Below are 13,237 nucleotides of genomic sequence, written 5' to 3' on the forward strand. Positions count from 1 at the left end.
CGTTTACCAACACACAGTGAAACGGGCTTAACCGCTCAGATTAAGCAGGTAATTTCAGCCAAGTTTGAATGAAATCGGCAAATTGTGCGGGTTGATTGATATCCAGAACCGGAACTGAAAGAGCACAAGGCAGTGCAGTTGGGTTATCCGTACCCAATGCAATCAGTTGTGAATCGGTCGGTATCAGTAAACTGGCCAGTGGTTTGTTTACCGTTTCACGATAGAGCATAATTTTAGGGATAGGCTCATGTTTAAATCCCTCTACTAGCACCAAATCCAGCAAAGATGCATCCAGTTGAGCACATAGCGCAGCCAGTAATACGGGATGTTGTGGTGTTTCAGTCATCAGTGCCCAGCGTTGGTCACACACTACAATGGTTTGGTCTGCACCCGCTTTGCGTAGCTCAAAGCTGTCTTTGCCTGGTGTATCAACATCAACATCATGGTGTGTATGCTTAATCAGTGCGGGTTTAATTCCCCGTTGGCGTAGCAGAGGTAGTACCCTTTTTAGCAATGTGGTTTTGCCACTACCGCTGTAGCCAACAATGCCCAGTATTGGCAGTGTCATGTATCACTCCGTAACAGGGGCTCTATCATCATACAATTATCAGGCGTGTTTACATTACAAAAAGCCATCGCTTGATCAGAGAAATCAACCGTTACACAGTGTTGCAGAGCAAAAAATAGCATAAGTTTGCGTTCATCTCTCTGCAAAAAGTGCTGTAATGCGGGAATGAGTCTGCGATGTAGCAGCGCAAAAACAGGGTGTACCTGCTCGCCATCGGTGACTATTGCACAATCAGCAGTGCCTACTGCGTGTAATAAGCGTGCAGCAAGATCAGGGGGAAGTAGAGGACTATCGCAAGGCACACATAAGATCCAATCTGTGTGTGCGTGCTGCAATGCAGTGAGCATGCCTGCTAACGGGCCAGGATATCCAGCCAGAGAGTCAGCATAAACTGGATAACCGCTGCGGCGATATTCAGTAATATGTCGATTAGCATTGATCAGCAATTGGCTGACTTGTGGCGCTAAACGTTGTGCGACATGCTGATACAACATCTTGTCTGCAACAACGATCAATCCTTTGTCTATTCCTCCCATACGCCTTGCTTTTCCACCGGCTAAAATGACACCGGTAATCGGCTCTTTCACTGCGCACTCCTCTATGTTTACCGCACTTATTCTACGCATAACCAGTATAATTGAAATGTTTTCATACAAAATAGCGGTAATAAAGCCATTGCGTAGCACTAACTTCGAGCATGTTGCTCTATGAAAGGGAAATATTACATACTGATACGCAGCGCCATTAAATCTTGCTGCCTTTGGCGGCTAACCATGTTCGTGGTGGATGTACAGCTTGATGTGCCACTTAAATAGTGAATATGGGGATCCTTTAATACAGTGTGAGGAGTGTGAGAATGAAGTGTCATCGCGTGAATGAGTTAATTGAGTTACTGCATCCTGCATGGCAGAAAGACCCTGATCTGAATCTGATCGCGTTTTTGCAAAAACTGGCACAAGAGGCTGGGTTTCAGGGGGCGTTGAGCGATCTGACCGATGATATCTTGATTTATCATCTTAAAATGCGTGAGTCAGAAAAAACAGCGCCAATCCCTGGGTTAGCAAAAGATTATGAGGATGATTTCAAAACTGCACTGTTACGCGCGCGCGGTATCATTAAAGATTAATGCATGTAGCGGTATGTTTGTGTAAAAAACGATCCTAAAAGATAAATTGTGCTGTTTTTAGACACGCAGGGCTTACAAAAAGTACAGTGTTAGCAAACGTGTGTGTTATACCGCTGGAAGAGGATCGCCAGCGGTAGTTTGTTTTTCTGTTTTGTTGTGATTATCGATGTCGCGCACATGCTGCTAAAAAGTAATCAAAATGTGTCTTTGTTTTCGGTTGGCACGCCGTATAATTATGTATATGAGCTAAACATGTCTGTCTGAGCAGAGAGTGCTTTTGATGCAGCCAACACCTGATATCCCTGTAAAAAATAGGTCAACGAAACCCGAACCGTTTGACCCAACCCAGCGGGTGTATGTCCGTGCAATGCGGGGTGTATATCAGCGTTTACGCCGTAATCTGGGCTGGATACTGATGTTGCTGTTTTTTGGCCTGCCATGGCTACGCTTTCACGGGCAACAAGCAATACTTTTTGATTTAACTCAACTGCGATTTACCTTTTTTGCGACCAGTTTATTCCCACAAGATTTAACGCTATTGGCGTGGCTGCTGATTATTGCAGCATTTGCGCTGTTTTTTATCACAACGTTTTTGGGGCGGGTGTGGTGTGGTTTTCTCTGCCCGCAGACGGTCTGGACCTTTATTTTTATCTGGTTTGAGGAGCGTTTTGAAGGCAGTGCCAATCAGCGGCGTAAACGGGATCAGCGGGAATGGGATCGCGATAAACTGCTAAGGAAAATGGCCAAGCACCTGTGCTGGCTGGGGTTTTCATTGCTCACTGCGCTGGCGTTTGTCAGCTATTTTGTTCCTGCACAGCAACTATTTCGTGAGTTTTTTAGCGGGGCAAGTAACGGTTGGGTGCTGTTTTGGGTACTGTTTTTTATGCTCTGCACCTATGGCAATGCCGGTTGGATGCGGGCGATTATGTGTACCCATATCTGCCCGTATGCCCGTTTTCAGTCGGCGATGTTTGATCGTGATACCTATATTGTGGGTTACGATGCCGCCCGCGGTGAAACGCGTGGGCCACGTAGCCGCAAAGCGGACCCCAAAACACTGGGTTTAGGTGATTGTATTGATTGCAAACTTTGCGTTCAGGTGTGCCCGACAGGTATTGATATTCGTCATGGGTTGCAATATGAGTGTATTAACTGCGGTGCTTGTGTTGATGCTTGTGATAATACCATGCAAAAAATGGGTTATGCCCCTGGGTTAATCAGCTATACCACCGAACACACACTGGCTGAAAAATTGGTTGGAAATCAGCCAATAGTACACTCTCCATCACGTGTATTACGGCCAAAATTGCTTGGTTACGGCTTGGTATTACTGGTGATGATCGGGTTGTTCACCCTTAATTTGCTCAGTTTAAGCAGTGTGAGCCTCGATGTGCTGCGTGATCGTAATCAGCTTTATCGCATTAATAATGATGGTGATGTAGAGAATACCTTTATTCTCAAAGTGCAAAATAAAACTCAGCAGAGCGCACAGTATCGCTTAAATGTGGTGGGTTTACCGGCAGGCATACAGTGGTATGGTCCACAGACTATTGCGGTTGCGGCAGGGGAGATTTATACCCAACCCATTAGCGTAGCCGTTACACCTGAAAGCCTGAGCAAAACGGTGACAGATATTGAATTTACCGTAAGCCTTGTAAGTGACAATAACACAGTAAAAGCGCGTGCAGAAAGCCGCTTTTTTACCGAACGTTAACGTCAATTAATAATGTACTCTAGATAAACACCGCACAGGAGCGTGGTTCTGTGCGGCGTTTTTTGTCAGGCTCAACTCTGCTATGCTGCATGCATAAACCTTCATCAGAGTTGATCATTATGACCCATCATACGGGCAGTGCCTTTGCTTTCCAGACTCTCTCGCCTGATCTTATTATGGATGCGCTTGAAGCTGTTGGTTTGCGAGTAGACTCTGGTCTGCTGGCTCTTAATAGCTATGAAAATCGGGTATATCAATTTTTAGATGAAGATCGTCGCCGTTATGTGGTGAAATTTTACCGTCCAGGGCGCTGGAGTGAGGCACAAATCCTCGAAGAGCACCAGTTCGCACAAGAGCTGGCTGATGCAGAAATTCCCGTTGTTGCAGCATTGGTACTGCATGGTCAGACACTTCATCAATATCAAGGTTTTTTGTTTGCCGTATTCCCAAGTGTGGGTGGCCGTCAATATGAAGTGGATAACCTTGAACAACTTGAGTGGGTGGGGCGCTTTATGGGGCGTTTACACCAACAAGGGCGCAAGCAGCGTTTTGCTGATCGCCCAACAATAGGTCTGGATGAGTATCTGTATCAACCGCGCGATTTTTTGCAGCAGTCAGCATTTATTCCTGATGGCCTGCGCAAGGTATTTTTTTCTGACCTTAATTTACTGATCAGCGAAATAGAGCAACGTTGGTATGCCGATTGGCAGCCGCTACGTCTGCACGGTGATTGCCATCCGGGTAATATTTTATGGCGCGATGGCCCACTGTTTGTTGATTTAGATGATGCCCGTAACGGTCCTGCAATGCAGGATTTATGGATGCTGCTCAATGGTGATCGTAATGAGCGGTTGATGCAGTTAGATCTGCTGATTGAAAGCTATAGTGAATTTAGTGATTTTACTGCCCGTGAAGTGCAACTGATCGAGCCTTTACGTGGTCTGAGAATGGTGCATTACATGGCGTGGTTGGCACGCCGCTGGGAAGACCCTGCATTTCCACGCAGTTTTCCGTGGTTTGCCGAACCGCGCTACTGGGAGCAGCAAATTTTGGCTTGTAAAGAGCAAATTGCTGCACTGCGCGAGCCTCCACTGCAATTGATGCCAATGTATTGAGAGTAGCGGTAGTGGGGGCGTTATCCCTATAATGTCGCTGTTGATAAAAATAACTGATTGTTACTTTAAGAATTAAAAGGATGATTCTACATGAAAAAAATTTGGCTTACGTTGGCCTCGCTGGTGCTGGCTGCAAATGTCTCTGCGGCACAGTTTAAAGAGGGAAAAGAGTACACGGCGCTTGATCGTCCAGCTTCAGTACAACCCGAAGCCGTTGAGTTTTTCTCCTTTTACTGTCCAGCCTGTTTTGCCTTTGAAAGTACCTATCACATTCCGCAAACCGTGCGTAGTGAAGTGCCAAGCGGCGGCAGTTTCAAACAGTACCATGTGGATTTTATGGGGCCACTGGCAAAAGATTTAAGCCGTGCATGGGCTGTTGCGAATGTGCTTGATGTCCAAGAAAAAGTAGCTCCTGTGCTGTTTGAGGGTATTCAAAAATCACGCAGTATTAAGACACCGGCTGATATTCGTGCTGCGTTTGAAAAAGTGGGGGTCAGTGGTGAGGAGTATGACGCTGCACTCAATAGCTTTATGGTTAGCTCGTTTGTGGCGCAGCAGAGTAAAGCAGCACAAGATTTTCAAGTTGAAGGCGTACCGGCTTTCTACATTAATGGCAAATTCCGTGTTGATGCCCGTGGAATTGATGCGAAAAGTAATGAAGATTTCACCAAACAGTTTGGTGATATTGTGAAGTTTTTGCTGACGCAAAAATAAGATTTTAGTGGCGCTATCACCATTGGTAATATTGTGATAACCGCCTATTCATGCTTATAGCCTGCATAGTTGCAGGCTATAAGCGGTATTACAGACATAATCTCTCTTTTACAAATCTGCCTTCTGCTGAATTTCTGATTTATGCCCTCTTTTGATGCAGGGAATCCCTCTATTTTCTGTTACCTATGCTTTACAAAACTTTATCATTGGTGCTATTGCTGGATCAGTCATGCTTGCCTTAAAGTAGCGGTTAACACACGCTAAGAATGATTATTTCAATAATGAAATCGAGGTTATACATGAAAAAAATAGGCACTTTGCTCATCGGTTTACTGTTAAGTACGCCTCTTTTTGCAGCTTCAGCAGCAGCCGCTACTTTTACCGATGGTAAGCAGTACACAACCTTTGATAAACCGGTGACAACTGAACCGCAAGCGATTGAGTTTTTTTCGTTTTATTGCCCACATTGCTATGATTTTGAGTTTTCATACCATTTCCCTGAACAAATTAAAAAAGCAGTACCGGAAGGGGGGGAGTTTTTGCAATATCACGTCGATTTCTTAGGCCCACTCGGTAAAGATCTAACCCGTGCTTGGGCTGTGGCGATGGTGATGGGGGTTGAAGCAAAAATTCAGCCAGTGCTGTTTGAGGGGATTCAGAAAACCCAAAGCATCAAAAATGCTCAGGATATTCGTGCTGCATTTGAGAGTATTGGTGTCAAAGGCACAGAGTATGATGCTGCACTGAATAGCTTTATGGTGAACTCGTTGGTCGCTAAACAAGAGCAAGCAGCGAAAACCTATGAGATCCGTGGTGTACCGGCCGTGGTTATTAACGGTAAATATCAGATTAATATGGGGGGAATTGAAGCGAAAGATACTGCAGAATTTACCCAACAGTACAATGGCTTAGTGAAATTCCTTCTTCAACAGCGTTAAGTATACCACAGGCAAGCCGGTATCATCGGCTTGTCTGTTTTTTCGTTGCGCAGTGCTCGACCATTTTTAGCCTATTGTTACATACAGCCTCTTCTTGCTGGCCTATCACAATCCATTGCTATCACTGACAGTCTGAAAACGATAACAACACTTGACGAATTAATGCATCGTGCAAGCTGTTCTCTGGCCAGATAGCATACAAGGTAAAAGTCAGAGGTGGAATTTCATTAACCACGGTTAACCCATGCAAACTAAGCTCTGCCTGCATACTGATTGGCAAAAAAGCACACCCCTTATGTTGATATAGCTGCTGTAAAACCTGCTGCATTGAGTGGCTATGCAATCGGGGGGGGGGCTCTGCGGTAAACCATGCACTCTGCTGTTGCATAAAATGGCTACCCCACTCAATTAAGCTATAGTGTTCAGCTCGGTTTTTTGAGGTGTGTAGCGAACTATCAGCAAACAATTGTAACGAGATCTCTGCACAAGGCTGTGCGATAAGGTCACGGTTGTGCACGTGATCAAAACTAAAGGCTAAATCAATATTCTGCTCAAACAACGGGCGCAATAACGTGCGTGGCGGGCTGTACTCGGTTTGCAGAGGTAGTGCCGGATATTGCAAGGTAACATGCTGTAGAAAACCACCGAGTACCGACTCCCACAAACAGGGTGATGCCACAATCCGTAATGGTGCGATTTGAGGCGATTGGCTGACATCTTGCTGCGCTTGTTGCCAAGTTTGCAACAAGTTGCGTGCATACGGTACTAATCGCTCACCGGCAGGGGTGAGCTGGATATTATTACGATGCCGATTAAACAGTGTGGCATTGAGTTGAGTTTCTAGCTGGCGAATACGGAAACTGACCGCCGACTGGGTCAGAAACAGAGATTCTGCGGCCTTACCGAAGTGGCGGGTTTTACTGACCACGATAAAGGTTTTCAGTAATTCGGTATCCACTGCATATCTCCAAAAAAACTTATCATAACGATTAAAATAATTTGTTTTACATCAGCGTCAAGGCTCAATAATACTCCGCGCCATAGACCCTTTGACCATGATAGTTTAGGAGCTTGTCTCAATATGGCGGAAAGCTTTGTCACAACACGTCGTTTCTTCGATAACAAGCATTATCCGCGTGGTTTCGCCCGTCACGGCGATTTCACCATCAAAGAGGCGCAACTTCTTGAGCATTTTGGCTGTGCGTTTGATGAGCTAGACTCAGGCAAGCGGCAGGCTGTCACTGAAGAGGAGCAGCTCTTTGTGGCGGCATGTCAAAATGAGCGTCAGCCAATAACGGATAATGAAAAAGTGTGGATTAAATATCGCGATCGTACGCGTCGGCCAAAACGTTTTCACACCTTATCTGGCGGGAAACCACAGGCAGATGCAGTAGAAGACTACACTGATAATGATGAGTAAAACAAGATGAGTCAGACAACAGGAGCCGCTGGCTCCTGTTTTTTTTAAGGTAGGATAACCCGGTTTTCCAACATCATCTTCTCGGCACGATGTTTTTACGTGCTTTCTCTTCTACACACTATTACACCATTAGGTTTGCTGGGTTAGGCGTTGTAGCAATCTATCCATCGCACGGTATCCGAGTGCTTCTGCTAAGTGTATGCGTTGAATCTGATCTTCGGCGGCTAAATCAGCAATCGTGCGGGCAACTTTTAAAATTCGGTGATAGGCCCGCACTGATAAACCAAGACGATTGAGCGTTTGCTCAAGAAAATCACTGTCAGCATCGCTTAGGTGGCAATCATGCTCCACTTCACGGCTACTGAGCATCGCATTGAGCTTGCCGCGCCGCTGTTTTTGCCGCTGCTGTGCTTGTAATACCCGTTCACGAACTTGTTGGCTGCTGTCACCACGTTGTGGGTTTTGTGTCAGGCTGCCTTGCGGCAGCAAAGGGACTTCAATGGAGAGATCAAAACGGTCTAAAAATGGGCCGGATAAACGGCTTAAATAGCGCAACACCTGCTGTGGATTACTGCGGTTGTGTACCCCCTGATAGTGTCCGGTTGGGCTGGGGTTCATCGCAGCAATTAGCTGAAAACGAGCCGGAAAACAGACTTTTGCCTGTGCACGCGAGATAACAATTTCACCCGACTCAAGCGGCTCGCGCAGCGCATCAAGCACTTTACGTTCAAACTCTGGCAACTCATCTAAAAACAAGATCCCGTTATGGGAAAGCGATATCTCACCGGGGCGCGGCATGCTGCCACCGCCCACCAGTGCTGCGGTTGAGGCACTGTGATGCGGCGTGCGAAATGGCCGCTGTTTCCAGTTTCCACGATGAATATCCTGATGCACTAAACTGCCAATAGCAGCGGTTTCCAATGCCTCTTGATCACTCATCACCGGCAGCAGATCACGCAGGCGGCTGGCCAGCATGGTTTTTCCGGTTCCCGGCGGGCCAAGTAACAGCAGGTGATGCTGCCCACTGGCGGCAATCTCCAGTGCGCGCTTGGCCTGCTGCTGACCGATAATATCCTGCAAATCTAGCCCTGATCCGTTCTGATAGCTGTTTGCTGCCGCCTCTGAATGTTGTTGTTGCGGCATATCAAGCGTGGCCTTACCGTTGAGATAGTCACACACCGCCTGTAGTGAATGGGCAGAGAGCGGATTGGCATGCGCCACCAGCTGGGCTTGTTCAGCGTTGGTGGTGGCAAGGATCAGCCGCCGCTGTACCTGATGTGCCGAGAGCGCGGCGGGGATCACGCCGGTGACTGCACGAAGCTCACCCGACAGTGCCAACTCCCCGATAAATTCGTGCATTGGCAGCTTATCGGCGGCGATTTGCCCTGAAGCGGCCAAAATGCCCAGTGCTATTGGCAAATCAAAACGGCCACCCTCTTTGGGAAGATCGGCTGGTGCAAGGTTAACGGTTATCCGCCGCGCTGGAAATTCAAACCCACTGTTGAGCAATGCGCTGCGTACCCGATCTCGTGCTTCTTTGACGGAGGTTTCGGCTAATCCGACTAATGTTAACCCCGGCAAACCCTGACTGAGGTGTACCTCAATCGTAACGGCAGGGGCTTGTACGCCAATACTGGCGCGGCTGTGAATAATGGCCAATGACATAGCAGGTTTCCGACATTAAAGAGAAAAATGTTGTACTGCTCACATTGAATAAACACACCGCCTATTCTTGTGGCTAACAGTTCGGTAAAAAACTGTCTTGTAAAAAAGTGCAGTACAAAAAGAGATAAATAAAACCGGCTTTAGTTTTACCTTTTAAAATCAGTTTGTTATTCGGGATGAATCCAAAAGCGGGAAGATTTTCGCAAAAAAACGTTGTCAAAAAGTAAACAGCTATGGTAACTCTTTTACTATGCCAAGCCTAAGCAAGGTATTAGCCCTATGGCATGGTGCTTCTGACTGTATGCGTTTCGGGCATAAGATAACAAAAACAACAAAACAAAAAGAATTAATAACATGATGCTATTCGGCCAAGTTCTGACCCTCATTCTTCTACTCGTGGTGGTGATTATTCACACACCATGCGGGGTCGTATTTGGAAAACGAAGGCTGAACAGATAGAGAAGCCGGAAACGAAAAAGCCCCCGCACCGAAAGGTTCGGGGGCTTTTTTATCGACACTCACACAAAAAGTAACCTTATCAAGGGATGTAAGCCGGATGTTGTGGTGCAGGCTTTTCGCTGAAATCGCAGGATCAACCATCGCAGGAACAACGATAGCCCCTACGGTATCACCGGTGTAGCAACAGGAGTGCAGCAAATGAATCAACCACAACCCGATCAGATGGCAACCGCCCGATCAGATCGTTATCCGCCCGGTTCATTTCGGGCTTTTTGTAGACAGGCGGGGTAACGGTATGACAGACACACACTCGCATGCAGACATGCCGCAACAGGAGTTCATGCATTTAGGCACCGATGTGCCGGTTAGTGAGAGTAAAACCGGTGCACAATGGGTTGTTGAGATGCTGCGTCAGCATGCGGTAACCACGGTATTTGGTTATCCGGGTGGCGCGATTATGCCGGTGTACGATGCCCTGTACGACGGTGGCGTTGAACATCTGCTGTGCCGCCATGAGCAGGGTGCGGCGATGGCCGCGATAGGTTATGCCCGTGCCAGCGGCGGAGTCGGTGTGTGTCTGGCAACCTCAGGGCCGGGGGCAACAAACCTCATCACGGGGCTGGCCGATGCGCTACTTGATTCAGTTCCGATAGTGGCGATTACTGGACAAGTTGCCCGCCCGTTAATCGGTACGGATGCGTTTCAAGAGATTGATGTGCTGGGTATGTCTTTATCCTGTACCAAACACAGCTTTTTGGTGCGTGAGCCTGCAGAGTTGCTGACGGTATTGGCCGAGGCATTTGCGTTGGCCAAAGAGGGCAGACCGGGGCCTGTGTTAGTGGATATCCCAAAAGATATTCAGATGATGGCGATCAGCGCGGTGAGTGCAGATTACATCACCCGCACGAATACCAGAGAGCCTGACCACACAGTGTTCCCTGCAACACGGCTACCGAGCGATTTGTCAGATGATGAGCAGCAATGGCTGCCGACAGAGACGTTGATCCAGTTACGTAAAGCCCAACACCTGCTGCAACAGGCGCAGCGGCCGATGCTGTATATCGGCGGTGGGGTGGCACTGGCAAAAGCCACTGAACCTTTACGGGCATTTAGCCGCCGTACTGGTATGCCGAGTGTGGCGACGCTAAAAGGGCTGGGTGCGCCCGCGCCGGATGATGCTGGCTATCTGGGTATGCTAGGGATGCACGGCACAAAAGCGGCGAATCTGGCTGTACAGCAGTGCGATTTACTGGTGGTGGTCGGTGCGCGCTTTGATGATCGGGTCACGGGTAAGCTTGATACTTTTGCTGCCGATGCGCGAGTGATCCATCTGGATATTGATGCGGCTGAACTGGGCAAACTGCGGATGCCTGATGTGGCGCTGTGCGGTCATCTGACACAACTGCTGCCCGCGTTAACGGCCGGACTACCAGTATTGCCCGATACCTCAGCATGGCGCGCACAGATTGCTGCGCTGAAAGCTGAGCATAGCTGGCGTTATGATCACCCCGGTGAGCCGATTTATGCCCCGTTGCTGCTGCAACAGTTGTCGGCTCGTAAACCGGCCAACACGGTGGTGACAACCGATGTCGGTCAGCATCAGATGTGGGTCGCGCAACATATGCAATTTGAGCAGCCTGAAGATCTGCTGACATCGGCAGGTCTTGGCACAATGGGTTTTGGCCTGCCTGCAGCCGTCGGCGCTCAGGTAGCACGGCCGCAAGATACGGTGATCTGTATCTCGGGTGATGGCTCTTTTATGATGAATATTCAAGAGCTGGGTACGATAAAACGCAAGCGGCTGCCGGTAAAAATTGTGCTGATCGATAATCAGCGTCTTGGTATGGTACGGCAGTGGCAAACCCTGTTTTTTGATGGCCGTTATAGCGAAACCGATCTGTCAGATAACCCTGATTTTCTGGCACTGGCGGCAGCATTTATGATCCCCGGCCAGCGTATTGAGACAAAAGCACAAGTTATTCCGGCGATTGAAGCCTTGCTTGCCAGTGAAGGCCCGTATCTGTTGCATGTGCGCATTGATGAGGCAGAAAATGTCTGGCCATTGGTGCCACCAGGAGCCAGTAATGCCGCCATGATTGAGGCGCTGCCGACATTGTTATCGAACAACACGGCAGATGCCGCACAGGAAAACAGCACCGGTATGGCCGGTAAACGGCAGGAGGCCGCACAATGACAGTATCCATGACAATGCCCCATGACAGTGAATCTCACACTCCCCGTTACAGCCTGACTATTGAGGCACGTTTTCGCCCTGAAGTGCTTGAACGTGTACTGCGTGTAACGCGGCATCGTGGTTTTCAGGTCTGTGCCATGAATATGGTGCTGGCAGAGGCTACAGATCGTGTCACTATTGAGTTGACTGTATCGAGCTTGCGCCCGTTACAATCGCTATGCTCACAACTAATGAAACTTATTGATGTGGTGAATGTGCATCAACCGGCCGCAGTGTCGCCGGTAGCGCAAGCTTGCACCTTCACCCAACCACTAATTCGTGCATAGTGCACGGCAAGGATGACCACCATGACAAAGAAAGCTGATTTTATCTGGTTTAACGGCGAAATGACCGCATGGGCAGAGGCAAAAGTACACGTAATGTCGCATGCACTGCACTATGGCACATCGGTTTTTGAGGGCATTCGTTGCTATGACACCCCGCGTGGTCCGGTGGTTTTCCGCCACCGCGAGCATATGCAGCGCCTGCTGGACTCAGCCAAAATTTACCGCTTCCCGATCCCCTATTCATTAGAGGGGTTAATGGAAGCTTGCCGTGAAACTCTGCGGGTGAACAAACTGACCAGTGCGTATATTCGCCCACTGGCATTTATTGGTGATGTCGGCTTAGGTGTGAATCCACCTCCGGGTTATCAGTGTGATTTGATCATCGCTGCGTTTCCGTGGGGCGCATATTTGGGGGAAGAAGCCCTGAAAAACGGGGTGGATGCAATGGTCTCTTCGTGGAATCGTGTTGCGCCAAACACCATTCCGACGGCGGCAAAAGCCGGTGGGAACTATCTCTCCTCTCTGCTGGTGGGTAGTGAAGCGCGCCGCCACGGTTATGCCGAGGGTATCGCACTGGATGTGCGTGGGTATGTCTCTGAAGGGGCGGGTGAAAACCTGTTTGTGATCAAAAATGGCGTGATCTTTACACCGCCATCAACCTGCGCCTCACTGCCGGGGATCACCCGTGATGCCGTCAGTACACTAGCCAAAGATCTCGGCTATGAGGTGCGTGAAGAGGTGCTGGCCCGTGAAGCACTGTATCTGGCTGATGAGGTCTTTATGACCGGTACGGCAGCCGAGATCACCCCAGTACGCAGCATTGATGGCATTGAAATTGGTGCAGGTTGCCGAGGCCCGATTACCGAGCGGGTACAGCAGGCATTTTTTGGCCTGTTTAACGGTGAAACACAAGACAAATGGGGCTGGTTAGATCCGGTTAATGCCTAAATTAGGCATTATCGCACCGTGCCGCTCACGGTAACAGCAACAGCTATCCA

General features: G+C 48.5%; 14 protein-coding genes. 10 read left to right on the forward strand and 4 right to left on the reverse strand.

Going from position 1 to position 13,237, the window contains the following annotated elements; all coding sequences use genetic code 11:
* Positions 1-40: 40 nt before the first annotated feature.
* Positions 41-568 (reverse strand): molybdopterin-guanine dinucleotide biosynthesis protein MobB, encoded by a 528-nt coding sequence (gene mobB / locus ACRC53_RS00760; protein WP_438641678.1) that lies wholly within the window; start codon positions 566-568, stop codon positions 41-43.
* Positions 565-1,155, reverse strand: a complete 591-nt coding sequence (gene mobA / locus ACRC53_RS00765; protein ID WP_438641679.1) for a molybdenum cofactor guanylyltransferase MobA — start codon at positions 1,153-1,155, stop codon at positions 565-567. Before mobA ends, mobB begins: the two co-directional genes overlap by 4 nt.
* 269 nt (positions 1,156-1,424) lie before the next feature.
* Here mobA and ACRC53_RS00770 point away from each other — a divergent pair, with 269 nt between their 5' ends.
* The 5 genes from ACRC53_RS00770 (at position 1,425) to dsbA (ACRC53_RS00790) (ending at position 6,175) form a co-directional block, all read left to right on the forward strand.
* Positions 1,425-1,694, forward strand: a complete 270-nt coding sequence (locus tag ACRC53_RS00770; protein ID WP_438641680.1) for a YihD family protein — start codon at positions 1,425-1,427, stop codon at positions 1,692-1,694.
* 280 nt (positions 1,695-1,974) lie between these two features.
* A complete protein-coding gene (gene ccoG / locus ACRC53_RS00775) occupies positions 1,975-3,408 on the forward strand; it encodes a cytochrome c oxidase accessory protein CcoG (RefSeq protein ID WP_438641681.1) in 1,434 nt (477 codons plus the stop codon).
* Positions 3,409-3,527: 119 nt separating this feature from the next.
* The gene (locus ACRC53_RS00780; protein WP_438641682.1) at positions 3,528-4,523 is read left to right on the forward strand and encodes a serine/threonine protein kinase; all 996 of its coding nucleotides are present in this window, start codon (positions 3,528-3,530) and stop codon (positions 4,521-4,523) included.
* A gap of 90 nt (positions 4,524-4,613) precedes the next feature.
* Positions 4,614-5,237, forward strand: coding sequence for a thiol:disulfide interchange protein DsbA (dsbA, locus tag ACRC53_RS00785; RefSeq protein ID WP_438641683.1), 624 nt, complete (start codon positions 4,614-4,616; stop codon positions 5,235-5,237).
* 299 nt (positions 5,238-5,536) lie between these two features.
* Positions 5,537-6,175, forward strand: a complete 639-nt coding sequence (dsbA, locus tag ACRC53_RS00790; RefSeq protein WP_438641684.1) for a thiol:disulfide interchange protein DsbA — start codon at positions 5,537-5,539, stop codon at positions 6,173-6,175.
* 121 nt (positions 6,176-6,296) lie between these two features.
* On the opposite strand, the gene hdfR is transcribed toward dsbA (ACRC53_RS00790), so the two are convergent.
* Positions 6,297-7,133 carry an HTH-type transcriptional regulator HdfR gene (gene hdfR, locus ACRC53_RS00795; RefSeq protein ID WP_438641685.1) on the reverse strand — a complete coding sequence of 279 codons (837 nt, stop codon included), beginning with the start codon at positions 7,131-7,133 and terminating at the stop codon, positions 6,297-6,299.
* Between the two features lie 123 nt (positions 7,134-7,256).
* Here hdfR and ACRC53_RS00800 point away from each other — a divergent pair, with 123 nt between their 5' ends.
* Positions 7,257-7,595 (forward strand): DUF413 domain-containing protein, encoded by a 339-nt coding sequence (locus ACRC53_RS00800; protein WP_438641686.1) that lies wholly within the window; start codon positions 7,257-7,259, stop codon positions 7,593-7,595.
* Positions 7,596-7,724: 129 nt separating this feature from the next.
* Here the strand turns inward: ACRC53_RS00800 and ACRC53_RS00805 are convergent, their stop codons facing one another.
* Positions 7,725-9,260: a YifB family Mg chelatase-like AAA ATPase gene (locus ACRC53_RS00805; protein ID WP_438641687.1), complete on the reverse strand. Its 1,536-nt coding sequence runs from the start codon at positions 9,258-9,260 to the stop codon at positions 7,725-7,727.
* Between the two features lie 357 nt (positions 9,261-9,617).
* Here ACRC53_RS00805 and ACRC53_RS00810 point away from each other — a divergent pair, with 357 nt between their 5' ends.
* From ACRC53_RS00810 to ACRC53_RS00825, 4 genes are all read left to right on the forward strand, one after another.
* Positions 9,618-9,719 carry an IlvGEDA operon leader peptide gene (locus ACRC53_RS00810; RefSeq protein WP_438622718.1) on the forward strand — a complete coding sequence of 34 codons (102 nt, stop codon included), beginning with the start codon at positions 9,618-9,620 and terminating at the stop codon, positions 9,717-9,719.
* A gap of 403 nt (positions 9,720-10,122) precedes the next feature.
* A complete protein-coding gene (ilvG, locus tag ACRC53_RS00815; protein WP_438641778.1) occupies positions 10,123-11,913 on the forward strand; it encodes an acetolactate synthase 2 catalytic subunit in 1,791 nt (596 codons plus the stop codon).
* Positions 11,910-12,239 carry an acetolactate synthase 2 small subunit gene (ilvM, locus tag ACRC53_RS00820; RefSeq protein ID WP_438641688.1) on the forward strand — a complete coding sequence of 110 codons (330 nt, stop codon included), beginning with the start codon at positions 11,910-11,912 and terminating at the stop codon, positions 12,237-12,239. The genes ilvG and ilvM overlap by 4 nt, the downstream gene beginning before the upstream one ends.
* A gap of 21 nt (positions 12,240-12,260) precedes the next feature.
* Positions 12,261-13,187, forward strand: coding sequence for a branched-chain amino acid transaminase (locus ACRC53_RS00825; protein ID WP_438641689.1), 927 nt, complete (start codon positions 12,261-12,263; stop codon positions 13,185-13,187).
* The last annotated feature ends 50 nt before the right edge of the window (positions 13,188-13,237 follow it).

It is taken from the genome of Plesiomonas sp. (assembly GCF_051652165.1).
Classification (GTDB): domain Bacteria; phylum Pseudomonadota; class Gammaproteobacteria; order Enterobacterales; family CAMTGL01; genus Plesiomonas.